Raw genomic sequence first — 21,575 nt, 5'->3', positions numbered from 1 at the left:
GTGCCTACCGGGAATCAGGCGCCAAGGTTATCGTTATTCGCGCTCCTGCGCACACCAGCCGCAGGCAAAGGGCTGGCCTATTTTTTCAAGGCGTTGCGTGGGCTCCAGCACCCAGACACGAGACTGCCAGGGCGGCTGGTGGCGCAGGTGCTGGGTGTGTCCACAGGACAGCTCGGCAACCCAGTGCAGGTCGTCGTCCTGGTGGAATCCGGTGATGAACGAGGCCGTTGATCGGTCCCGTCCGTCCGGGTTCTGTTCGCTTTCGGGCAAATCCTTGTTTAGACTTGTCCGTTCTTCATTCTTATGCAAAAGGTCTCGCCCCATGACGATCGCCGCTAACAAGGCTGTCTCCATCGACTATACCCTGACCAACGACGCTGGTGAGGTCATCGACAGCTCAGCCGGCGGCGCGCCGCTGGTCTACCTGCAAGGCGCAGGTAATATCATCCCGGGCCTGGAAAAGGCGCTGGAAGGCAAACAGGTTGGTGATGAACTGACCGTGGCCGTAGAGCCTGAAGATGCCTACGGCGAATACTCCGCCGAACTGGTCAGCACCCTGAGCCGCAGCATGTTCGAAGGCGTCGACGAGTTGGAAGTGGGCATGCAGTTCCACGCTTCCGCGCCGGACGGCCAAATGCAGATCGTCACCATCCGTGATCTGGACGGCGACGATGTGACTGTCGACGGCAACCACCCCCTGGCAGGCCAGCGCCTGAACTTCCAAGTGAAGATCGTCGCCATCCGCGACGCTTCCCAGGAAGAAGTGGCTCACGGCCACGTCCACGGTGAAGGCGGTCACCACCACTGATTGATGCACTGATCAGGTGGTAGCAAAAATGCCCCGACTGGTTCGGGGCGTTTTTTTGCCCAGAATTCCCCGTTTTTTTGGCTAGCGGGCTTGCCACAGATCACGGCCAGGACTTTTCAGGCACAAACAAAAATGCCCCGGACCTTTCGGTACGGGGCATTTCTTAACTGTTACGCAACCGGGGTTACGTGGCAGTTCTTACCACTTAGGCTGCTGCAGCAACGCTCAGAGCCTTGATGTGGCCATTCAGGCGGCTCTTATGACGAGCGGCCTTGTTCTTGTGGATGATGCCTTTATCGGCCATACGGTCGATAACCGGCACTGCCAGAACGTAAGCAGCTTGGGCTTTTTCAGCGTCTTTGGTGTCGATGGCTTTAACTACATTCTTGATGTAGGTACGAACCATGGAACGCAGGCTGGCGTTGTGGCTGCGACGCTTCTCAGCCTGTTTTGCACGTTTTTTGGCGGAAGGTGTGTTGGCCACCGTCGAGCTCCTCGAAAGACTTTTTAGGAAATAGCAAACAAAATAGGCCGCGAATCATGCCGATGACTTGATGGGTTGTCAAGGGCGGCTGATGCGAACTGCTGAGTGGTCGATCTGAAGAGGCGGGTGATTTATTTCCGGCGCTTGACCTGTAAACTCGCGAGCTTTGGCTCTGTGCTGTTGCAGGCGCGCAGTATCGCATATGTAGGCGCTTAGTTCGCCTGCTCTTTATCTATAGGCGCAAACTCTTTCAATGAATCTGCTCAAATCGTTGGCCGCCGTCAGCTCTATCACGATGATCTCCCGGGTTTTGGGGTTTGTGCGTGACACCCTGCTGGCGCGCATTTTTGGCGCCAGCATGGCCACGGATGCCTTCTTTATAGCGTTTAAGCTGCCCAACCTGCTGCGGCGAATCTTCGCCGAGGGCGCATTTTCCCAGGCGTTCGTGCCGATCCTGGCTGAATACAAGACCCAGCAGGGCGAAGAGGCGACCCGTACCTTTATTGCCTACGTCTCGGGCCTGCTCACCCTGGTATTGATGCTGGTGACCATCGCCGGCATGCTCGCCGCCCCCTGGGTGATCTGGGCGACGGCGCCCGGTTTTGCCAACACCCCAGAAAAATTCGCGCTGACCACTGATCTGTTGCGCGTGACCTTTCCTTATATATTGCTGATCTCCCTATCCTCCCTGGCCGGGGCGATCCTCAATACCTGGAATCGTTTCTCGGTGCCGGCCTTCGTGCCGACCCTGCTGAACGTCAGCATGATTATCTTCGCGCTGTTCCTTACGCCGTACTTCGATCCGCCGGTCATGGCCCTGGGCTGGGCGGTCCTGGCAGGCGGGCTGGCGCAATTGCTGTACCAACTGCCGCACCTGAAAAAGATCGGCATGCTCGTCCTGCCGCGCCTGAACCTCAAGGACACAGGCGTCTGGCGCGTAATGCGCAACATGTTGCCGGCGATCCTCGGTGTGTCGGTCAGTCAGATTTCCCTGATCATCAACACCGCGTTTGCCTCGCTGCTGGTCTCCGGCTCGGTGTCGTGGATGTACTACGCCGATCGTCTGATGGAACTGCCGTCCGGCGTGCTTGGCGTTGCCCTGGGCACGATTTTGCTGCCGACCCTGGCGCGTACCTACGCCAGCAAGGATCGCCAGGAGTACTCGCGCATTCTCGACTGGGGGCTGCGCCTGTGTTTCGTCCTGGTGTTGCCGTGCTCCCTGGCGCTGGGAATCCTGGCTGAGCCGCTGACGGTGTCGCTGTTCCAGTACGGGCAATTCGATGCACACGACGCCCTGATGACCCAGCATGCGTTGATTGCCTACTCCGTCGGCCTGCTCGGCATTATCGTGATCAAAGTGCTGGCGCCGGGTTTCTACGCCCAGCAAAACATCCGCACGCCGGTGAAGATTGCAATCTTCACGCTGATCGTCACGCAACTGCTCAACCTGGTATTCATCGGCCCGCTGGCCCACGCCGGTCTTGCCTTGGCGATCAGCGCCGGTGCCTGTATCAATGCGGGCCTGCTGTTTTATCAACTGCGTAAGCAGCAGATGTTCCAACCGCAGCCGGGCTGGGGGATGTTTGCGCTCAAGTTGCTGGTAGCGGTGGCGATGATGTCGGCCGTGCTGCTCGGGCTGATGCACATCATGCCCGCCTGGGATCAAGGCCATATGTTGGAGCGCTTCATGCGCCTTGGCGTACTTGTCGTCGCCGGTGTGGTGGTGTACTTCGGGATGTTGCTGCTGCAGGGCTTCCGCCTGCGGGATTTCAATCGCAAGTCGCTGGGATAGAGACTTTGCCGTGATAAAACGATTGTTTTATCGATTCGACCCATTTGGCCTGCGCTGTTGCCTGTGATCCGGGGCCGGGTGTGGTTATAATCGACCACTTTATGAGCAAGAAGCGCGTTATGCAGCTGGTTCGAGGTCTCCACAACCTGCGCCCCCAGCATCGGGGCTGCGTCGCCACTATTGGCAACTTTGACGGTGTTCACCGTGGCCACCAGGCTATCCTGGCAAGGCTGCGCGAGCGTGCAGTCGAGTTGGGCGTGCCCAGCTGCGTGGTGATTTTTGAGCCGCAGCCGCGGGAATACTTTACCCCGGAAACGGCACCGGCCCGTCTGGCCCGCCTTCGGGACAAGCTGCAACTGCTGGCCGACGAAGGTGTGGACCGCGTCCTCTGCCTGGCCTTCAACCAGCGTTTGCAGAGCCTCAGCGCCGCTGAGTTTGTCGACCGTATCCTGGTCGATGGCCTGGGCGTACAGCATTTGGAGGTCGGCGACGACTTCCGTTTCGGTTGTGACCGGGTCGGCGATTTCGATTTCCTGCAACACGCCGGTGTCACCCAGGGGTTTACCGTCGAAGCCGCGCAAACCGTCGAACTGGACGGCCTGCGCGTGAGCAGCACCCAGGTGCGTAATGCCCTGGCCGCTGCCGACTTCGCCTTGGCCGAGCGTCTGCTCGGTCGCCCGTTCCGTATTGCCGGGCGGGTATTGCACGGCCAGAAGCTGGCGCGCCAACTGGGTACGCCAACTGCCAACGTGCAACTCAAGCGCCGTCGTGTGCCGCTGACCGGGGTTTACCTGGTGAGCGTCGATATCGACGGCCAATCGTGGCCGGGAGTCGCCAATATAGGTGTCAGGCCCACGGTTGCAGGTGATGGCAAGGCCCACCTGGAAGTTCACCTTTTGGATTTTGCCGGTGATCTGTATGACCGGCGTTTGACGGTGGTTTTCCACCAGAAGCTGCGTGAAGAGCAGCGTTTCGCCTCCCTGGAGGCGTTGAAAACGGCGATCAATGCGGATGTCGCCGCCGCCCGTGCACTAGCCGCACCTAGCGCCCATCGCTAACCGAAGAGCCTTAAATGACCGACTATAAAGCCACGCTAAACCTTCCGGACACCGCCTTCCCAATGAAGGCCGGCCTGCCACAGCGCGAACCGCAGATCCTGCAGCGCTGGGACAGTATTGGCCTGTACGGAAAGTTGCGCGAAATTGGCAAGGATCGTCCGAAATTCGTTCTGCACGACGGCCCTCCTTACGCCAACGGCACGATTCACATCGGTCATGCGCTGAACAAGATTCTCAAGGACATGATCATCCGTTCGAAAACCCTTTCGGGTTTCGACGCGCCTTATGTTCCGGGTTGGGACTGCCATGGCCTGCCGATCGAACACAAAGTCGAAGTGACCTACGGCAAGAACCTGGGCGCCGACAAGACCCGCGAGCTGTGCCGCGCCTACGCCACCGAGCAGATCGAAGGGCAGAAGTCCGAATTCATCCGCCTGGGCGTGCTGGGCGATTGGGACAACCCGTACAAGACCATGAACTTCAAGAACGAGGCCGGTGAAATCCGCGCCTTGGCCGAAATCGTCAAGGGCGGTTTCGTGTTCAAGGGTCTCAAGCCCGTGAACTGGTGCTTTGACTGCGGTTCGGCCCTGGCTGAAGCGGAAGTCGAGTACGAAGACAAGAAGTCCTCGACCATCGACGTGGCCTTCCCGGTTGCCGACGACGTCAAGCTCGCCGAGGCCTTCGGCCTGTCGAGCCTGGCCAAGCCTGCCGCCATCGTGATCTGGACCACCACCCCGTGGACCATTCCGGCCAACCAGGCGCTGAACGTGCACCCGGAGTTCACCTACGCCCTGGTGGACGTTGGTGATCGCCTGCTGGTGCTGGCTGAAGAAATGGTCGAGGCCTGCCTGGCCCGCTACGAGCTGCAAGGCTCGGTGATTGCTACCACGACCGGCTCTGCGCTGGAACTGATCAACTTCCGTCATCCGTTCTACGACCGCCTGTCGCCGGTGTACCTGGCTGACTACGTCGAGCTGGGTTCCGGTACCGGCGTGGTTCACTGCTCGCCTGCCTATGGCGTGGACGACTTCGTCATCTGCAAGAAGTACGGCCTGGTGAACGATGACATCATCAACCCGGTGCAAAGCAACGGCGTATATGCGCCTTCGCTGGAGTTCTTCGGTGGCCAGTTCATCTTCAAGGCCGACCAGGCGATCATCGACAAGCTGCGCGAAGTCGGCGCACTCATGCAAACCGCGACTATCCAACACAGCTATATGCACTGCTGGCGCCACAAGACCCCGCTGATCTACCGCGCCACCGCGCAGTGGTTCATCGGCATGGACAAAGAGCCCGCCAGCGGCGACACCCTGCGTGTGCGCTCGCTCAAAGCCATCGAAGACACCAAGTTCGTCCCGGCCTGGGGCCAGGCGCGCCTGCACTCGATGATCGCCAATCGTCCAGACTGGTGCATCTCCCGCCAGCGCAACTGGGGTGTGCCGATCCCGTTCTTCCTGAACAAGGAAAGCGGCGAACTGCACCCTCGCACTGTCGAACTGATGGAAACCGTGGCTCAACGCGTTGAACAGGAAGGCATCGAAGCCTGGTTCAAGCTGGATGCCGCCGAGCTGCTGGGTGACGAAGCGCCGCTGTACGACAAGATCAGCGACACCCTCGACGTGTGGTTCGACTCCGGTACTACCCACTGGCACGTATTGCGCGGCTCGCACCCGATGGGCCACGAGAACGGCCCACGTGCGGACCTCTACCTGGAAGGCTCGGACCAGCACCGTGGCTGGTTCCACTCCTCGTTGCTGACGGGTTGCGCCATCGACGACCACGCCCCGTACCGCGAACTGCTGACCCACGGTTTCACCGTCGACGAGACGGGCCGCAAGATGTCCAAGTCGCTGAAGAACGTGATCGAACCGAAAAAGATCAACGACACCTTGGGTGCCGACATCATGCGTCTGTGGGTAGCCTCGACCGATTACTCGGGCGAGATCGCCGTGTCGGACCAGATCCTGGCCCGCAGCGCCGATGCCTACCGTCGTATCCGCAATACCGCACGCTTCATGCTGTCGAACCTGACCGGTTTCAACCCGGCCACCGACATCCTGCCGGCCGAGGACATGCTCGCCCTGGACCGTTGGGCCGTGGACCGTACACTGTTGCTGCAGCGAGAGTTGCAGGAGCACTACGGCGAATACCGCTTCTGGAACGTGTACTCGAAGATCCACAATTTCTGCGTGCAGGAACTGGGTGGTTTCTACCTCGATATCATCAAGGACCGCCAGTACACCACCGGCGCCAACAGCAAGGCGCGCCGTTCGGCGCAGACCGCGCTGTACCACATCAGCGAAGCGCTGGTGCGCTGGATCGCACCGATCCTGGCCTTCACCGCCGACGAACTGTGGGAGTACCTGCCGGGCGAGCGTAACGAGTCCGTGATGCTCAACACCTGGTATGAAGGCCTGACCGAACTGCCGGCCGACTTCGAGCTGGGTCGCGAGTACTGGGAAGGCGTGATGGCCGTGAAGGTCGCGGTGAACAAGGAACTGGAAGTCCAGCGTGCGGCCAAGGCCGTCGGTGGCAACCTGCAGGCCGAAGTCACCCTGTTTGCCGAGGAAAGCCTGACCGCCGACCTGGCCAAGCTGAGCAACGAACTGCGCTTCGTGTTGATCACGTCCACTGCCAGCCTGGCACCCTTTGCCCAGGCTCCAGCGGATGCCGTGGCCACCGAAGTACCGGGCCTCAAGCTCAAAGTGGTCAAGTCGGCGTTCCCTAAGTGCGCCCGTTGCTGGCACTGTCGTGAAGACGTTGGCGTAAACCCCGAGCATCCGGAAATCTGCGGTCGTTGCGTCGACAACATCAGCGGTGCTGGCGAGGTTCGCCACTATGCCTGATGCAGCGGATCGTTTCGGACGCCTGGGCTGGCTCGTACTGAGCGTGCTGGTGCTGGTCATCGACCAGGTCAGCAAGGCTCATTTCGAGGGTTCCCTGGAGATGTTCCAGCAGGTCGTGGTAATTCCGGATTACTTCAGCTGGACCCTGGCCTACAACACCGGCGCCGCCTTCAGTTTCCTCGCTGACAGCGGTGGCTGGCAGCGCTGGCTGTTCGCCCTGATTGCCGTGGTGGTCAGTGCGGTGCTGGTGGTCTGGCTCAAGCGCCTGGGCCGCGATGACACCTGGCTGGCGATCGCCTTGGCCCTGGTGCTGGGCGGCGCGCTGGGCAACTTGTACGACCGCATTGCCCTGGGCCATGTGATCGACTTCATTCTGGTGCACTGGCAGAACCGCTGGTACTTCCCGGCGTTCAACTTTGCCGACAGCGCCATCACCGTCGGTGCAATCATGCTGGCGCTGGATATGTTCAAGAGTAAGAAAACCGGAGAGACCGTCAATGACTGATCAGGTATTGGCTGAACAACGTATCGGCCAGAACACGGAAGTCACTTTGCATTTCGCACTGCGCCTGGAGAATGGCGACACGGTCGACAGCACGTTCGACAAAGCCCCGGCGACCTTCAAGGTGGGTGATGGCAACCTGCTGCCGGGTTTCGAAGCGGCCCTGTTCGGTTTCAAGGCCGGCGACAAGCGCAACCTGCAGATCCTGCCGGAAAACGCCTTTGGCCAGCCAAACCCGCAAAACGTGCAGATCATCCCGCGTTCGCAGTTCCAGGATATGGAGCTGTCGGAAGGCCTGCTGGTGATCTTCAACGATGCGGCGAACACCGAGTTGCCTGGTGTGGTCAAGGCTTTCGATGATGCGCAGGTAACCATCGACTTCAATCACCCGTTGGCCGGTAAAACCTTGACGTTCGACGTTGAAATCATCGACGTTAAAGCAATCTGATCAACGACACACAATCATGTGTGGAGTGGGCTTGTGTGGGAGGGGGGCTTGCCCCCGATAGCGGTGGTTCAGTCAAAGGTTTGTCTACTGACCCACCGCCATCGGGGGCAAGCCCCCTCCCACCTATGATCTTCATTGTCGTTTGGGTCAGCGTCACGCCTGACCCAAAATAGCCGCAAGACACGAGGCACCGCATGCAAATCAAACTCGCCAACCCCCGTGGCTTCTGCGCTGGCGTGGACCGGGCGATCGAAATCGTCAATCGCGCCCTGGAAGTCTTCGGACCGCCGATTTACGTACGCCATGAAGTGGTCCACAACAAATTCGTGGTCGAAGACCTGCGCGCTCGCGGCGCGATCTTTGTCGAAGAGCTGGACCAGGTGCCGGACGACGTCATCGTCATCTTCAGCGCCCACGGGGTCTCCCAGGCGGTGCGTACTGAAGCTGCCGGGCGTGGCCTGAAAGTCTTCGATGCCACCTGCCCGCTGGTGACCAAGGTTCACATCGAAGTTGCGCGCTACAGCCGCGACGGCCGTGAGTGCATCCTGATCGGCCATGCTGGCCATCCGGAAGTCGAAGGCACCATGGGCCAATACGACGGCAGCAATGGTGGTGCGATCTACCTGGTGGAGGACGAAAAGGACGTCGCCAGCTTGCAGGTGCATAACCCTGAACGCTTGGCCTTCGTGACCCAGACCACCTTGTCCATGGACGACACCAGTCGCGTGATCGATGCCCTGCGCACACGTTTCCCGGCGATTGGCGGTCCACGCAAGGATGACATCTGCTACGCCACGCAAAACCGCCAGGATGCGGTCAAGCAATTGGCTGATGAGTGCGACGTGGTGTTGGTCGTTGGCAGCCCCAACAGCTCCAACTCCAATCGGCTGCGTGAGCTGGCCGAGCGGATGGCGACCCCGGCGTACCTGATCGATGGTGCCGAAGACATGCAGCGCAGTTGGTTCGACGGTGTCGAGCGGATCGGCATCACGGCGGGGGCTTCGGCGCCGGAAGTCCTGGTGCGTGGTGTGATCCAGCAGTTGCAGGCCTGGGGTGCCACGGGTGCCGATGAGCTGGCCGGACGTGAAGAGAACATCACTTTCTCCATGCCCAAGGAGCTGCGGGTTCGCTCGCTGCTCTGAGTCCCAGGGTGGCGGCGTAGCCCCGGCACAAGGCCTGCTCGGTTTTATCGCTGCGCAGGCTGATGCGTCCGCTGGGCGCCAGTACCACCTGGAACAGGCTCTGTGCCTGATCCGTCGCACACACATGGACGGTGCCGGCACGGAATCCCCCGCCTGCAAACACAGGCTCGCCCAACCCGCTGAAGCGTACTTGGTGCTTGACGGGCCCGTTGCCCACGATCGGTACGCGTCCACTGTCCTGGCGCTCCAGTAATACGGGGTTTTTGTTGTCCAGGTGCCCGCGCCCGCTCACGTCCACGATCACCCGCCACCCTCGACTCCAGTCGTCGTCCATCGCATGAATGATCACCGCTCGGTTGCGTGCGATGGCTTCGGTGCGGGCGTAGCGCATGCCGCCGGCCAAGGATTGCGCTGCGCTGTGCCGCTTCTGTGACTCAAGCAACCCCTTGAAACTTGGCACGGCCAGGTGAGCCAGGACGCCACTTATGATCAGCCCGAGTAGCAGCTCGATCAGGGTAAAGCCGCGTTGTGTCATATGCCGTCCCTCCTTGGACGCGGTAGATAATCAGATGGCAGGCTTAGGTATAGCGCCCTGAAGGGGGCGTTGAATGATGGCTTTTATGTCCAAAGTATTTCCCTATGTTCCGGGAGCAGCACGGTCGAAAAACCGCCGCTAGTCTTTGGCCGCACAGCAGGTTTTTCCTGCTTTCCCCGGCCTTCGACATGGATGACGACGGTAATGCTTGCTTGCCCTGACGTTTTTCTAACCCCTGCTGCACCCGAGCACCAAACTGGCATGACGCTGATCGAGGTGTTGGTGGCGGTGTTGATACTCGCCGTTGGCCTGCTCGGCGCTGCGGTGGTCCAGCTCAACGCGCTCAAGTACACCGACAGCGCGCGAATGACCAGCCAGGCCAGCTTTATCGCCTACGACATGCTCGACCGTCTTCGCGCCAACTCGGGCGCCGACTATTCGTGGGGGCTGGCCGAACGTGCCCCTTCCGTCACTGCCGGGGCGAGTGTGCGTGACTTGGACTTGCACGACTTCGAAGCCAATATCGTCGGTTTTGCTGGTGAGAGCGGCCAAGGTTCGGTGGTCATGCGCGGCAATGAGGTGATCGTCAGCATCAGTTGGGACGATGGCCGTGGCGCAAACAGCGGTGGCGCGAGGGAAACCTTCACCCTGACCAGTCGCATCGCCAGCGAGCCGCAGGTGGGGCCATGAACCGCGCGGTACGTGGGTTCAGCCTGCTGGAGTTGTTGTTGGCATTGGCGGTCGGGTTGATGCTGGTACTTGGCGTCAGCCAGGTCGCAATCAGCGCTCGATCGACCCAGGCCACTCAGCAGTCAGCCATGCTGATGCAAGACGATGCGCGATTTGCGCTCGGCAAATTGATTCAGGACATTCGCCTGGCGGGCATGTTTGGTTGCCTGGATGCGGGCTTTATCGAGAATGCGCCGCAGGCCTTTGAGCGGCCGATCAGTTGGGCAGGGGCGGGCAGCTCAAGGTCCCTGACGCTGGTTACGGCGGATATTGGTGAAGGCAGCGGGAAGCCGGACTGGACGGTGTTGTCCGACTGCTCCGGTTCCGCCCAGGCCTATTCGGGCACGCCACCGCCCGCTGCACCGGGGCAGATTCGGTTTGGCATACGCCAGGTCACCTACACCTTTGAGTCGGGCCAGATGAAAGTCAGTACGCCAGCATCCCCGGCCAAGGCGGTGCTGGTGGATGGCGTGCAGGCGTTCGATATCAGTTTTGGCATGGCGGACCGACCGGGTTCGACACGCGTGGTGCGGTATGAGTCCAGCCCGCTCGATGCTTCATTGATCCTCAGTGTCCGCATTCTCCTCACGCTGCACGACCCGACGGAGCGCGTGAAGGCTCAAACCTGGAGCGTCGTTGCCGCACTGCGTAACCGGTTGGGGTAGGGCGCTCATGGGGCTTGATAAGCGTGTCGATCTTCGCCAGGCGGGCATGGTGCTGTTGATCAGCCTGGTATTCCTGCTGTTGTTATCCCTGGTCGGCTTGTCTTCGATGCAGGGGGCCGTGTCCCAGCAGAAGATCGCCGGCAGCTTCTGGCATCGCAATCAGTCGCTGCAAAGTGCTGAAAGCGGCCTTCGGCTGGGGGAGACAGCCCTGCGGCGGGCAGGTGGTGCGTGGCCAACATGCACGTCACTCGTGACCTGTGCACCGCCAGGCGAGGTGTCTTCGGTAACTGGTGCTGGGCTTCATCCCGTGTCCGCAGTGACCTGGGTTGCCATGACGGGTGGCCTTTACGCTATTCAATCCCTCGGCCCAGCTGTGGGGCTGGTTCATCTGCCGCCCGAAACCCCGGCAATGCTGTATCGGGTCACGGCCGTAGGGCTCAGCGGTCAATCACGCACTGTGCTGGAGGTGGTGTATGCGCGGGTCGACGAAGGCAATGGGTCGCGGTTTCAGCGAGTGTTGTGGCGGCAACTTTACTGAGGAATGGTGTCATGGGCATGGATAGCCGAGGTTTTACCCTGATTGAGTTGTTGATCGCGGTGGCGATCATCGCGTTGCTGGCTGGTATCGCCTACCCCGGGTATACCGGCCATGTCCAAAAGGTTTATCGCGCGGAAATTGTCGCGCTGTTGACTGAACAGGCCCAGCATCTGGAACGCTATTACACGAGGAACGGCATTTTTATTGACGCAAACGGCATCAGTGCCGGCAATGATCGCTATAGAATCAGCGTGGCATTGAACCCTCAGGCGTTCAGCCTGCTAGCCACGCCGGTCGTCGACTCAGTCATGGCGGGTGATCGTTGCGGCGAATTCAGCCTGACCAGTACCGGCGTGCGCAGTAATCCGGGCGCAGCACCTGACATGTCGCGTACGACGTGCTGGGGGCAATGATGAGAGTGTTCGATTGGGCGCCGGGCGCGCTTTTCCCTTTTTATCGGCTGGATCAAATGATGGCTAAGCAGCAAGTGGTGATTGTCGGTGGTGGAGTAATCGGCTTGTTGACGGCGTTCAACCTGGCCACCCAGGGGCGGGCGGTCGTCCTGTTGGAGCGAGCGGGGCTTGGGCATGAATCTTCCTGGGCGGGCGGCGGTATTGTTTCGCCGTTGTATCCGTGGCGCTACAGCCCGGCGGTCACGGCGTTGGCCCATTGGTCCCAGGATTTTTATCCACAGCTGGCTGAGCGCTTGTTTGCTGATACCGGGGTCGACCCGCAGGTTCACACCACGGGGCTGTACTGGTTGGACTTGGAAGATGAAGCCGAAGCCTTGGCCTGGGCCGCGCGTGAGGGGCGGCCATTGAGCAAGGTGGATGTGTCGGCTGCCCATGATGCGGTCCCGGTGCTGGGTGGCGGCTACTCCCAGGCGATCTACATGGCGAACGTGGCCAATGTGCGTAACCCGCGCTTGATCAAATCGCTCAGGGCCGCATTGTCGGCGTTGCCTGGGGTGACGATACACGAGCAGTGCGAAGTCGAAGGGTTTGTGCTGGAAGGCGACAATGTAGTGGGCGTGAACACGGCCGCAGGGCCGATTTTCGGTGAGCAGGTCGTGCTTGCGGCCGGCGCCTGGAGCGGGGAGTTGCTCGGCAAGCTGGGCCTGTCGCTGCCTGTGGAGCCGGTTAAGGGCCAGATGATTTTGTACAAGTGCGCGCCTGACTTTTTATCGCGCATGGTGCTGGCCAAGGGGCGTTATGCGATTCCTCGGCGTGACGGGCATATCCTGATAGGCAGCACCCTGGAGCATGAAGGTTTCGATAAAACCCCAACCGAGTCGGCGTTGGAAAGCCTGAAGGCCTCTGCCGTAGAGCTGATTCCAGCCCTGGCGGAGGCTGAAGTGGTAGGCCATTGGGCGGGTTTGCGGCCTGGTTCGCCGGAAGGGATTCCCTACATCGGCGAAGTACCAGGCTTCAAGGGGCTGTGGCTCAATTGCGGGCATTACCGCAATGGCCTGGTGTTGGCGCCGGCGTCCTGTCAGTTGTTTGCCGACTTGCTGCTTAAGCGCACGCCGATCATTGACCCAGCGCCTTACTCCCCAGCAGGTCGGATCAACGCTGGATAGACTTGGGGCCTTGCTCCAGATGCGCCTGGGTGCAGTACCACATCTGTCCGGTGCTCAACGCGCGATCCTTTGGCAAGTGCACGCCGCAGTGAGCGCAACGCACCATCAAGGCTGCATCGGGTTCGCCGGCCCGTTGCTGTCTGGCTGCGGGGCTTTTGAATTTGCGCCAGAACCATACCGCGGCAGCAATGACGGCAATCCAGAACAGTAGACGAAGCATGATGGGCAGTTTCTCGACAAGGAATGTGGCAGTTTAGCCAAGGACGTGGCGGGCGCACAGCGTAATAAATACGCGCCCATAAAAAAGGGAGCCACCAAGGGCTCCCTTTTTGCGTCGTGTCGAACGGTCAGTCGAACACGCCGAAGGTCATGTAGCTGAACCACGAACGATCCTGGTTGTTGCCCAAGGCTTGTGGCGTTTCTTCTTCGATCACATCACCATTTTCGTCATGCGGCTTGAGGTCCGAAGGAATCGCTTCCTTGGCGTCCTGGAACTGCTTCATCACGTCCTGGTTGGCGCGGGTTTCGCCCGGCGGCAGCGGTGGACGGGACTCGATCAGGCCCAAGGTGTACTTGCTCAGCCACGAACGGTTGTCTGCTTCGGCCACTTGAGGCACGAACTGGCCGTCTTTCAGGCTTGGGTGGTCCGGGTAGTTGAGCTTCAGGGTTTCCAGGCTGGTGGCCGCCAGGGCGTCCAGGTGCAGGCGCTGGTAAGCCTCGGTCATCACTGCCAGGCCATCACCCACCGAAGGGGTTTCCTGGAAGTTCTCCACTACATAGCGACCACGGTTGGCGGCGGCAACATAGGCCTGACGGGTCAGGTAGTAGTGGGCAACGTGGATTTCGTAGGAAGCCAGCAGGTTGCGCAGGTAGATCATGCGCTGCTTGGCGTCCGGCGCGTAGCGGCTGTTAGGGTAGCGGCTGGTCAACTGGGCGAACTCGTTGTAGGAGTCGCGGGCAGCGCCAGGGTCACGCTTGGTCATGTCCAGCGGCAGGAAGCGCGCCAGCAGGCCAACGTCCTGGTCGAACGAGGTCAGGCCCTTCATGTAGTAGGCGTAGTCGACGTTCGGGTGCTGGGGGTGCAGGCGGATAAAACGCTCGGCGGCGGACTTGGCGGCTTCCGGCTCGGCGTTCTTGTAGTTGGCGTAGATCAGCTCGAGCTGGGCCTGGTCGGCGTAGCGTCCGAACGGATAGCGCGACTCCAGGGCCTTCAGCTTCGCTGTGGCGCTGGTGTAGCTATTATTGTCCAAGTCTTTTTGAGCTAATTGATACAGCTCGACTTCGCTCAGGTTTTCGTCGACGACTTCCTTTGTTGACGAGCAAGCAGCAGTCATGGCGAGGATGGCGATCAGCAGCAGGTGTTTCACTTGCATGGCGGCTTGCGTCCCTATGACGGCCGCTGTCTTGGGCGGGGCCGTCCTGTTATGATGAGCGCCCCGTTGAAAGCCTCGGGGCAAAAGACGCCGTATTTAACCACAAGCGCGCAGCCGAAACCAAAGGCTGTGCCACGCCTAGTCTGAGCATGTCCGATAAAATTGAACTTCGCGCAGAGGTGCCGTCCGAATTGGGCGGCCAACGCCTCGATCAAGTCGCCGCACAATTATTCGCTGAGCACTCGCGCTCGCGCCTTTCCGCCTGGATCAAAGACGGCCGCCTGACTGTGGATGGAGCGGTTATCCGCCCGCGAGACATAGTGCATGGTGGTGCGATTCTTGAGCTGACTGCCGAGCAGGAAGCCCAGGGAGAATGGGTCGCCCAGGACATCGAGCTGGACATCGTCTATGAAGACGACGACATCCTGGTCATCAACAAACCCGCAGGCCTGGTGGTTCACCCGGCGGCTGGGCACGCTGATGGCACCTTGCTCAATGCCCTGTTGCACCACGTGCCGGACATCATCAACGTCCCGCGCTGTGGCATCGTGCACCGCCTGGACAAGGACACCACCGGCTTGATGGTAGTGGCCAAGACCATTCAGGCGCAAACGCAACTGGTTACACAGTTGCAGAGCCGCAGCGTCAGCCGCATCTACGAATGCATCGTGATCGGCGTCGTGGTGGCGGGTGGCAAGATCAACGCACCCATTGGCCGTCACGGCCAGCAGCGCCAGCGCATGGCGGTGATGGAGGGTGGCAAGCAGGCCGTGAGCCACTACCGTGTGCTGGAGCGTTTCCGCTCCCACACCCATGTGCGGGTCAAGCTGGAAACCGGCCGTACCCACCAGATTCGTGTGCACATGGCCCACATCAACTTCCCGTTGGTCGGCGATCCGGCCTACGGTGGTCGCTTCCGCATTCCGCCAGCGGCCAGTGCCACCATGGTTGAGTCGCTCAAGTCATTCCCGCGCCAGGCGCTGCATGCACGCTTCCTGGAACTGGATCATCCGACGAGCGGTAAGCGGATGAGCTGGGAATCGCCTCTTCCAGACGATCTGGTGTGGCTGTTGTCGCTGCTCAAGCAGGATCGCGAGGCGTTTATCGGATGAGTGACTGGCTGATTCCTGACTGGCCCGCGCCGGCTCAGGTCAAGGCCTGCGTCACCACCCGTGCGGGCGGCGTCAGCCTGGCGCCGTTCGACAGCCTCAACCTGGGCGATCATGTCGAGGACAGCCCTGAGGCGGTGCTCGAAAACCGTCGTCGCCTGACTGAAGCCTTTCATATCCAGCCGGCCTGGCTGCGTCAGGTCCACGGGGTGGTGGTGGTCGAGGCTGACCCGAGCCGTATTGCCGAAGCTGATGGCAGTTGGACCAGTACCCCGGGTATCGCCTGTACGTCCATGACGGCCGATTGTCTGCCCGCGCTGTTCTGCAACCGTGCCGGTACCCGCGTCGCCGCTGCCCATGCCGGCTGGCGTGGCTTGGCGGCGGGCATCCTGGAGGCGGCTGTCGAAAGCCTGGAAACCGAGCCTGCCGATATCCTGGTGTGGCTGGGCCCCGCGATTGGCCCGCAAGCCTTTGAGGTTGGCCCGGAAGTGCGCGAAGCCTTCATGCAACAGCTACCGGGTACCGCCGAAGCATTTGTGCCGAGCCGCAACCCTGGCAAGTTCATGGCCGATATCTACCAATTGGCCCGTTTGCGCCTTGCCGCACGCGGTGTCACTGCCATCTACGGTGGCGATTTCTGCACCGTGACCGATCCCCGCTTCTTTTCCTACCGGCGCAATCCGCGCACCGGTCGATTTGCCTCCCTTATTTGGCTGGAGCGCTAGACTCTTCTGATCTGCGTCAATTGGCCATAGCTTGAATCTCCCAGAATCGGCCACATCTATAAGGCTATCTGGCAGGTTTCTTCATTCAGGATGTGTTACTCGCGAGCATGCTCGCTCATACATAGCTCCGGCCTGCTCAAAAGGAAGGTGACTAATGCGTATTGATCGTTTAACCAGCAAATTGCAGTTGGCCTTATCGGACTCCCAATCCTTGGCGGTCGGTCTCGACCATCCGGCGATTGAGCCTGCGCACTTGATGCAGGCGCTTCTGGAACAGCAAGGTGGTTCTATCAAGCCGCTGCTGATGCAAGTGGGCTTTGACGTCAACAGCCTGCGCAAGGAGTTGAGCAAAGAGCTCGACCAACTGCCGAAAATCCAAAATCCTACCGGCGACGTGAATATGTCGCAGGACTTGGCACGCCTGCTCAACCAGGCTGACCGCCTGGCGCAGCAGAAAGGTGACCAGTTCATCTCCAGCGAGCTGGTGTTGCTCGCCGCGATGGACGAGAACAGCAAGCTCGGCAAGTTGTTGCTGGGCCAGGGCGTGAGCAAGAAAGCCCTGGAAAACGCCATCAACAACCTGCGCGGTGGCGACGCGGTGAACGACCCCAACCATGAGGAGTCGCGCCAGGCACTGGACAAGTACACCGTCGACCTGACCAAGCGTGCCGAAGAGGGCAAGCTGGATCCGGTGATTGGCCGTGACGACGAAATTCGTCGCACCATCCAGGTTCTGCAGCGCCGCACCAAGAACAACCCGGTGCTGATCGGTGAGCCTGGCGTGGGTAAGACCGCGATTGCCGAAGGCCTGGCCCAGCGCATCATCAATGGTGAAGTGCCAGACGGCCTGAAGGGCAAGCGCCTGCTGTCCCTGGACATGGGGTCGTTGATTGCCGGTGCCAAGTTCCGTGGCGAGTTCGAAGAGCGCCTCAAATCCCTGCTGAACGAGCTGTCGAAGCAGGAAGGGCAGATCATTCTGTTCATCGACGAGTTGCACACCATGGTCGGCGCCGGTAAAGGCGAAGGCTCCATGGACGCTGGCAATATGCTCAAGCCCGCGTTGGCCCGGGGTGAGCTGCATTGCGTCGGTGCGACCACGCTTAACGAGTATCGCCAGTACATTGAGAAAGATGCGGCCCTTGAGCGTCGCTTCCAGAAAGTGCTGGTGGAAGAGCCGAGCGAAGAAGACACCATCGCGATCCTGCGTGGCCTGAAAGAACGCTATGAGGTCCACCACAAGGTAGCGATTACCGACGGCGCGATCATTGCGGCGGCCAAATTGAGTCATCGCTATATCACCGACCGTCAGTTGCCGGACAAAGCCATCGACTTGATCGACGAAGCGGCCAGCCGCATTCGCATGGAGATCGACTCCAAGCCGGAAGTACTCGATCGTCTGGATCGGCGCCTGATTCAACTGAAGGTCGAATCCCAGGCCCTGAAAAAGGAAGAAGACGAGGCCGCGAAGAAACGCCTGGAAAAACTCCAAGAAGAAATCCAGCGTCTGGAACGTGAGTATTCGGACCTCGAAGAAATCTGGACCTCGGAAAAAGCCGAAGTGCAGGGGTCTGCGCAGATCCAGCAAAAAATCGAGCAGTCGCGCCAGGAGCTGGAAGCGGCACGCCGCAAGGGCGACCTGAACCGCATGGCGGAGTTGCAGTACGGGGTGATCCCCGACCTGGAGCGCAGCCTGCAAATGGTCGACCAGCACGGCAAGAGCGAAAACCAGTTGCTGCGCAGCAAGGTGACCGAGGAAGAAATTGCCGAAGTCGTCTCGAAGTGGACCGGTATCCCTGTGTCGAAAATGCTCGAAGGCGAGCGCGACAAGCTGATGAAGATGGAAAGCCTGTTGCACCAGCGCGTCATCGGTCAGGAAGAGGCGGTGGTGGCGGTGTCCAACGCGGTACGACGTTCCCGGGCTGGCTTGTCCGACCCGAACCGTCCGAGTGGCTCGTTCATGTTCCTCGGCCCGACCGGTGTGGGTAAGACTGAGCTGTGCAAAGCCCTGGCCGAGTTCCTTTTCGATACCGAAGAGGCCATGGTGCGCATCGATATGTCCGAGTTCATGGAGAAACACTCCGTGGCTCGCCTGATTGGGGCTCCACCAGGCTATGTAGGCTACGAAGAGGGCGGTTACCTGACCGAAGCAGTGCGGCGCAAGCCTTACTCGGTGATCCTGCTGGATGAGGTCGAGAAGGCCCACCCGGATGTGTTCAACATCCTGCTGCAAGTGTTGGAAGATGGCCGCCTGACGGACAGCCACGGGCGTACCGTGGATTTCCGTAATACGGTGATCGTGATGACCTCCAACCTGGGGTCGGTACAGATCCAGGAACTGGTGGGTGATCGCGAAGCCCAACGCGCTGCGGTGATGGATGCCTTGACCTCGCACTTCCGCCCGGAATTCATCAACCGGGTCGACGAAGTGGTGATCTTCGAGCCTTTGGCGCGGGATCAGATTGCGGGTATCACCGAGATCCAGCTGGGGCGCCTGCGCAGCCGCCTGGCCGAGCGCGAGTTGTCGCTGGAGCTGAGCCGCGAGGCGTTGGACAAGTTGATCGCGGTCGGTTACGACCCGGTGTATGGCGCACGGCCATTGAAACGTGCGATCCAGCGCTGGATCGAGAACCCACTGGCGCAATTGATCCTGTCGGGCAGCTTCATGCCAGGGACCAGCGTCACGGCGACCGTGGAAAACGACGAAATCGTCTTCCACTGAGCCTTGCCTGTATGGCGATAAGAGGAGGCCCCGCATTGCGGGGCCTTTTTTTTCGTTAGGGCGTTGAACTGTAAGGCAAAGGCTTGTAAAGTGCGCCCCGCAGCAACGTCAGCCCACGGGTTTCTTCTCCCCAAGGAGAAATCAGAAAGAAGCGCAAATCATTGTCTTAAAAGCAATTTAAAGGGTTGACAGGGGTTTTTAAGATTGTAGAATAGCGCGCCTCAGAGACACGAACGTAGCGATACGGACGGATCGAAGAGAAGGTTGTATCGCAGTAAAAGTTGTAAATTTGAAATGTGTAGTTCCGTGATAGCTCAGTCGGTAGAGCAAATGACTGTTAATCATTGGGTCCCAGGTTCGAGTCCTGGTCACGGAGCCAATTTCAAAACCGGGGTATAGCGCAGTCCGGTAGCGCGCCTGCTTTGGGAGCAGGATGTCAGGAGTTCGAATCCCCTTACCCCGACCATTTTTGGGTCGTTAGCTCAGTTGGTAGAGCAGTTGGCTTTTAACCAATTGGTCGTAGGTTCGAATCCCACACGACCCACCATTTTTGAGACCAGTTAACGCTGGAATCAGATCTTAAGATCAGAGGTCAAAAGCCCTGGTCGTGAAAGGCGACTGAAAGGTCGCCTTTTTTTACCGGGGTATAGCGCAGTCCGGTAGCGCGCCTGCTTTGGGAGCAGGATGTCAGGAGTTCGAATCCCCTTACCCCGACCATATTAAAAATCCTCGTATCGAAAGATACGGGGATTTTTTTTGCCTGGAATTTTCTCAAATCCAACACAAAGCGAATATGGGAGGGGGCTTGCTCCCGATAGCAGTGTGTCAGTCACTCATTACTCAGCCGACTCACCGTCATCGGGCGCAAGCCCCCGCCCCCATTAGCCGAGCCCCATCAGGGACCGTGTTGTCAGTGAAGCTTGAGTCGCGGCTCGGTCCCGCGCCCGATCCTGCTGCCCAGCATCAGCATCGCCGTGCGGAAGACGCCATACAGTGCCATCTGGTGCATGCGGTACAGCGACACATAGAACATCCGCGCCAGCCAGCCTTCGAGCATCACGCTGCCTGTCAGGTTGCCCATCAGGTTACCCACCGCCGAGAAGCGCGACAGCGAGATCAACGAGCCGTAGTCGGTGTACTTGTACGATGGCAGGTCCTTGCCTTCGATCCGCAGCTTCAACGATTTGGCCAGCAATGAAGCCTGCTGGTGCGCGGCCTGGGCGCGTGGCGGCACGTTGCGGTCGGTGCCGGGTTGCGGGCAGGCGGCGCAGTCACCGAAGGCGAAGATGTTTTCATCGCGGGTGGTTTGCAGCGTCGGCAGTACCTGCAGTTGATTGATGCGGTTGGTTTCCAGGCCGTCGATGTCCTTGAGGAAGGCTGGCGCGCGGATGCCGGCGGCCCACACTTTCAGGCTGGCCGGAATCACTTGGCCGCTGCTGGTGATCAGCGCGTCGGCCGTCACTTCGCTGACCGCCGAGTTGGTCAGCACCGTCACGCCAAGCTTCTCCAGGGTCTTATGCACCGGCCCGCCAATCCGCTCCGGCAGGGCGGGCAGCACCCGTGGGCCGGCTTCGATCAAGGTGATATGCATGTTTTCGGGTTTGATGCGATCCAGGCCATAAGCCGCCAGTTCGTGGGCGGCGTTATGCAGTTCGGCCGCCAGTTCGACACCGGTTGCTCCCGCACCGACGATGGCGACGCTGATCTTTTCCACCACGTCGGTTTGCCCGGCATGGGCGCGCAGGTAGTGGTTGAGCAGTTGCTGATGGAAGCGTTCCGCCTGTTTGCGCGTGTCGAGGAACAGACAGTGTTGCGCTGCGCCTTCGGTGCCGAAGTCATTCGTGGTGCTGCCGACCGCGATCACCAGGCTGTCATAGCCCAGCACGCGCGCAGGCACCAGTTCGCGGCCTTCTTCATCGAGGGTCGCCGCCAGCTGGATTTTCTTCTGTTCACGGTCGAGCCCGCTCATGCGCCCCAGTTGGAACTCGAAGTGGTTCCATTTGGCCTGGGCGACGTAGTTGAGTTCGTCTTCCGAAGAGTTCAGCGAGCCGGCGGCCACTTCATGCAGCAAGGGCTTCCAGATATGGGTCAGGTTGGTATCCACCAGCGTGATGCTGGCGGTGCCGCGTTTTCCCAGAGTCTTACCCAGGCGGGTAGCCAACTCCAGGCCGCCGGCGCCGCCGCCGACGATAATAATACGATGGGTCATGGGGATATCTCGCAAGGCTAAAAGAAATCGGAGCAGTTACCCCCGCGAGCGCCAGGCAGCTCATAGCGTCAGGTAACTCAAAAGGCGGCTCAGCAGGCCGAGCCCAATCACCGCCACCAGCACCACCACAAGGAGCAGCCATGGCCGGAAAGGCTTGCGCTCGACTTGGTTCTGGGAGAGTTGCAGGTACTCTTCGACATGCTGTTGGTCATCGGGGTTCAGGCGGCTGGTCATAAAGGCCTCGTCAGGTAGACGTTGCAGAAGGGCGCCACGTTACAGTCGGTGGGTGGGCGCAAACGCTATAAGCGTAGCCT

General features: G+C 60.1%; 22 protein-coding genes and 4 tRNA genes. 19 read left to right on the top strand and 7 right to left on the bottom strand.

The genetic code is table 11. The features are described from left to right. Positions 1–33: 33 nt before the first annotated feature. Positions 34–324: a DUF3565 domain-containing protein gene (locus A7317_RS03545; protein WP_024073326.1), complete on the bottom strand. Its 291-nt coding sequence runs from the start codon at positions 322–324 to the stop codon at positions 34–36. Here A7317_RS03545 and A7317_RS03540 point away from each other — a divergent pair. Next, positions 323–808 carry an FKBP-type peptidyl-prolyl cis-trans isomerase gene (locus tag A7317_RS03540; protein ID WP_012722137.1) on the top strand — a complete coding sequence of 162 codons (486 nt, stop codon included), beginning with the start codon at positions 323–325 and terminating at the stop codon, positions 806–808. The genes A7317_RS03545 and A7317_RS03540 overlap by 2 nt on opposite strands. Before the next feature lie 205 nt (positions 809–1,013). On the opposite strand, the gene rpsT is transcribed toward A7317_RS03540, so the two are convergent. Continuing rightward, entirely contained in the window at positions 1,014–1,292 is a 279-nt protein-coding gene (gene rpsT, locus A7317_RS03535; protein ID WP_016976313.1) for a 30S ribosomal protein S20, read from the bottom strand. 253 nt (positions 1,293–1,545) lie between these two features. Here rpsT and murJ point away from each other — a divergent pair, with 253 nt between their 5' ends. The 6 genes from murJ (at position 1,546) to ispH (ending at position 9,080) form a co-directional block, all read left to right on the top strand. Continuing rightward, entirely contained in the window at positions 1,546–3,084 is a 1,539-nt protein-coding gene (gene murJ / locus A7317_RS03530; protein ID WP_069075208.1) for a murein biosynthesis integral membrane protein MurJ, read from the top strand. A gap of 119 nt (positions 3,085–3,203) precedes the next feature. Further along, positions 3,204–4,142, top strand: a complete 939-nt coding sequence (gene ribF, locus A7317_RS03525) for a bifunctional riboflavin kinase/FAD synthetase (protein ID WP_024073328.1) — start codon at positions 3,204–3,206, stop codon at positions 4,140–4,142. A 14-nt stretch (positions 4,143–4,156) separates the two neighbouring features. Then, positions 4,157–6,988, top strand: coding sequence for an isoleucine--tRNA ligase (gene ileS, locus A7317_RS03520; RefSeq protein ID WP_024073329.1), 2,832 nt, complete (start codon positions 4,157–4,159; stop codon positions 6,986–6,988). Further along, complete coding sequence (lspA, locus tag A7317_RS03515; RefSeq protein ID WP_069075207.1) at positions 6,981–7,493, top strand: signal peptidase II; 513 nt, start codon at positions 6,981–6,983, stop codon at positions 7,491–7,493. Before ileS ends, lspA begins: the two co-directional genes overlap by 8 nt. Positions 7,494–7,500: 7 nt before the next feature. After that, complete coding sequence (gene fkpB / locus A7317_RS03510) at positions 7,501–7,938, top strand: FKBP-type peptidyl-prolyl cis-trans isomerase (protein WP_172831370.1); 438 nt, start codon at positions 7,501–7,503, stop codon at positions 7,936–7,938. A gap of 194 nt (positions 7,939–8,132) precedes the next feature. Then, positions 8,133–9,080, top strand: a complete 948-nt coding sequence (gene ispH, locus A7317_RS03505; RefSeq protein ID WP_024073332.1) for a 4-hydroxy-3-methylbut-2-enyl diphosphate reductase — start codon at positions 8,133–8,135, stop codon at positions 9,078–9,080. Here ispH and A7317_RS03500 read toward each other — a convergent pair. After that, positions 9,034–9,615 (bottom strand): GspH/FimT family pseudopilin, encoded by a 582-nt coding sequence (locus tag A7317_RS03500; RefSeq protein ID WP_069075206.1) that lies wholly within the window; start codon positions 9,613–9,615, stop codon positions 9,034–9,036. The genes ispH and A7317_RS03500 overlap by 47 nt on opposite strands. Positions 9,616–9,819: 204 nt before the next feature. Here A7317_RS03500 and pilV point away from each other — a divergent pair, with 204 nt between their 5' ends. From pilV to thiO, 5 genes are read left to right on the top strand one after another with little or no spacing between them, the layout of a single operon-like run. Further along, entirely contained in the window at positions 9,820–10,305 is a 486-nt protein-coding gene (gene pilV / locus A7317_RS03495; RefSeq protein WP_041160836.1) for a type IV pilus modification protein PilV, read from the top strand. Then, positions 10,302–11,009 (top strand): PilW family protein, encoded by a 708-nt coding sequence (locus A7317_RS03490; protein WP_024073335.1) that lies wholly within the window; start codon positions 10,302–10,304, stop codon positions 11,007–11,009. The genes pilV and A7317_RS03490 overlap by 4 nt, the downstream gene beginning before the upstream one ends. A 7-nt stretch (positions 11,010–11,016) precedes the next feature. Further along, on the top strand, positions 11,017–11,547 hold the full coding sequence (locus tag A7317_RS03485; protein ID WP_069077364.1) for a pilus assembly PilX family protein: 531 nt from the start codon (positions 11,017–11,019) through the stop codon (positions 11,545–11,547). A gap of 11 nt (positions 11,548–11,558) precedes the next feature. After that, a complete protein-coding gene (locus A7317_RS03480) occupies positions 11,559–11,960 on the top strand; it encodes a type IV pilin protein (protein WP_069075205.1) in 402 nt (133 codons plus the stop codon). A gap of 56 nt (positions 11,961–12,016) precedes the next feature. Then, positions 12,017–13,126: a glycine oxidase ThiO gene (thiO, locus tag A7317_RS03475; RefSeq protein ID WP_069077363.1), complete on the top strand. Its 1,110-nt coding sequence runs from the start codon at positions 12,017–12,019 to the stop codon at positions 13,124–13,126. Here the strand turns inward: thiO and A7317_RS29795 are convergent. Continuing rightward, a complete protein-coding gene (locus A7317_RS29795; protein WP_024073339.1) occupies positions 13,113–13,346 on the bottom strand; it encodes a PP0621 family protein in 234 nt (77 codons plus the stop codon). The genes thiO and A7317_RS29795 overlap by 14 nt on opposite strands. A gap of 127 nt (positions 13,347–13,473) precedes the next feature. After that, positions 13,474–14,499 (bottom strand): outer membrane protein assembly factor BamD, encoded by a 1,026-nt coding sequence (locus A7317_RS03465; RefSeq protein ID WP_024073340.1) that lies wholly within the window; start codon positions 14,497–14,499, stop codon positions 13,474–13,476. A gap of 149 nt (positions 14,500–14,648) precedes the next feature. On the opposite strand from A7317_RS03465, the gene rluD reads away from it, so the two are divergent. From rluD to A7317_RS03430, 7 genes are all read left to right on the top strand, one after another. Further along, entirely contained in the window at positions 14,649–15,611 is a 963-nt protein-coding gene (rluD, locus tag A7317_RS03460) for a 23S rRNA pseudouridine(1911/1915/1917) synthase RluD (protein ID WP_024073341.1), read from the top strand. After that, positions 15,608–16,333: a peptidoglycan editing factor PgeF gene (gene pgeF, locus A7317_RS03455; protein WP_069075204.1), complete on the top strand. Its 726-nt coding sequence runs from the start codon at positions 15,608–15,610 to the stop codon at positions 16,331–16,333. Before rluD ends, pgeF begins: the two co-directional genes overlap by 4 nt. A gap of 154 nt (positions 16,334–16,487) precedes the next feature. Next, on the top strand, positions 16,488–19,052 hold the full coding sequence (gene clpB, locus A7317_RS03450) for an ATP-dependent chaperone ClpB (protein WP_024073343.1): 2,565 nt from the start codon (positions 16,488–16,490) through the stop codon (positions 19,050–19,052). Between the two features lie 303 nt (positions 19,053–19,355). After that, positions 19,356–19,431 (top strand) — tRNA-Asn (locus A7317_RS03445). Positions 19,432–19,441: 10 nt separating this feature from the next. After that, positions 19,442–19,518: transfer RNA gene (locus A7317_RS03440), tRNA-Pro, on the top strand. Between the two features lie 5 nt (positions 19,519–19,523). Next, positions 19,524–19,599: transfer RNA gene (locus A7317_RS03435), tRNA-Lys, on the top strand. Between the two features lie 93 nt (positions 19,600–19,692). Further along, positions 19,693–19,769, top strand: a tRNA-Pro gene (locus A7317_RS03430). Between the two features lie 193 nt (positions 19,770–19,962). On the opposite strand, the gene A7317_RS03425 is transcribed toward A7317_RS03430, so the two are convergent. Together A7317_RS03425 and A7317_RS03420 are read right to left on the bottom strand one after the other, a co-directional pair. Beyond that, positions 19,963–21,261, bottom strand: coding sequence for an NAD(P)/FAD-dependent oxidoreductase (locus A7317_RS03425; protein WP_017845476.1), 1,299 nt, complete (start codon positions 21,259–21,261; stop codon positions 19,963–19,965). 60 nt (positions 21,262–21,321) lie between these two features. After that, entirely contained in the window at positions 21,322–21,495 is a 174-nt protein-coding gene (locus A7317_RS03420; protein ID WP_024073379.1) for a DUF3094 family protein, read from the bottom strand. Positions 21,496–21,575 lie beyond the last annotated feature (80 nt).

The sequence above is a fragment of the Pseudomonas fluorescens genome (assembly GCF_001708445.1).
Lineage (GTDB): Bacteria > Pseudomonadota > Gammaproteobacteria > Pseudomonadales > Pseudomonadaceae > Aquipseudomonas > Aquipseudomonas gorinensis.
The sequence above is the reverse complement of the archived record's forward strand: the minus strand, read 5'-3'. Positions and strand labels throughout refer to the sequence as shown.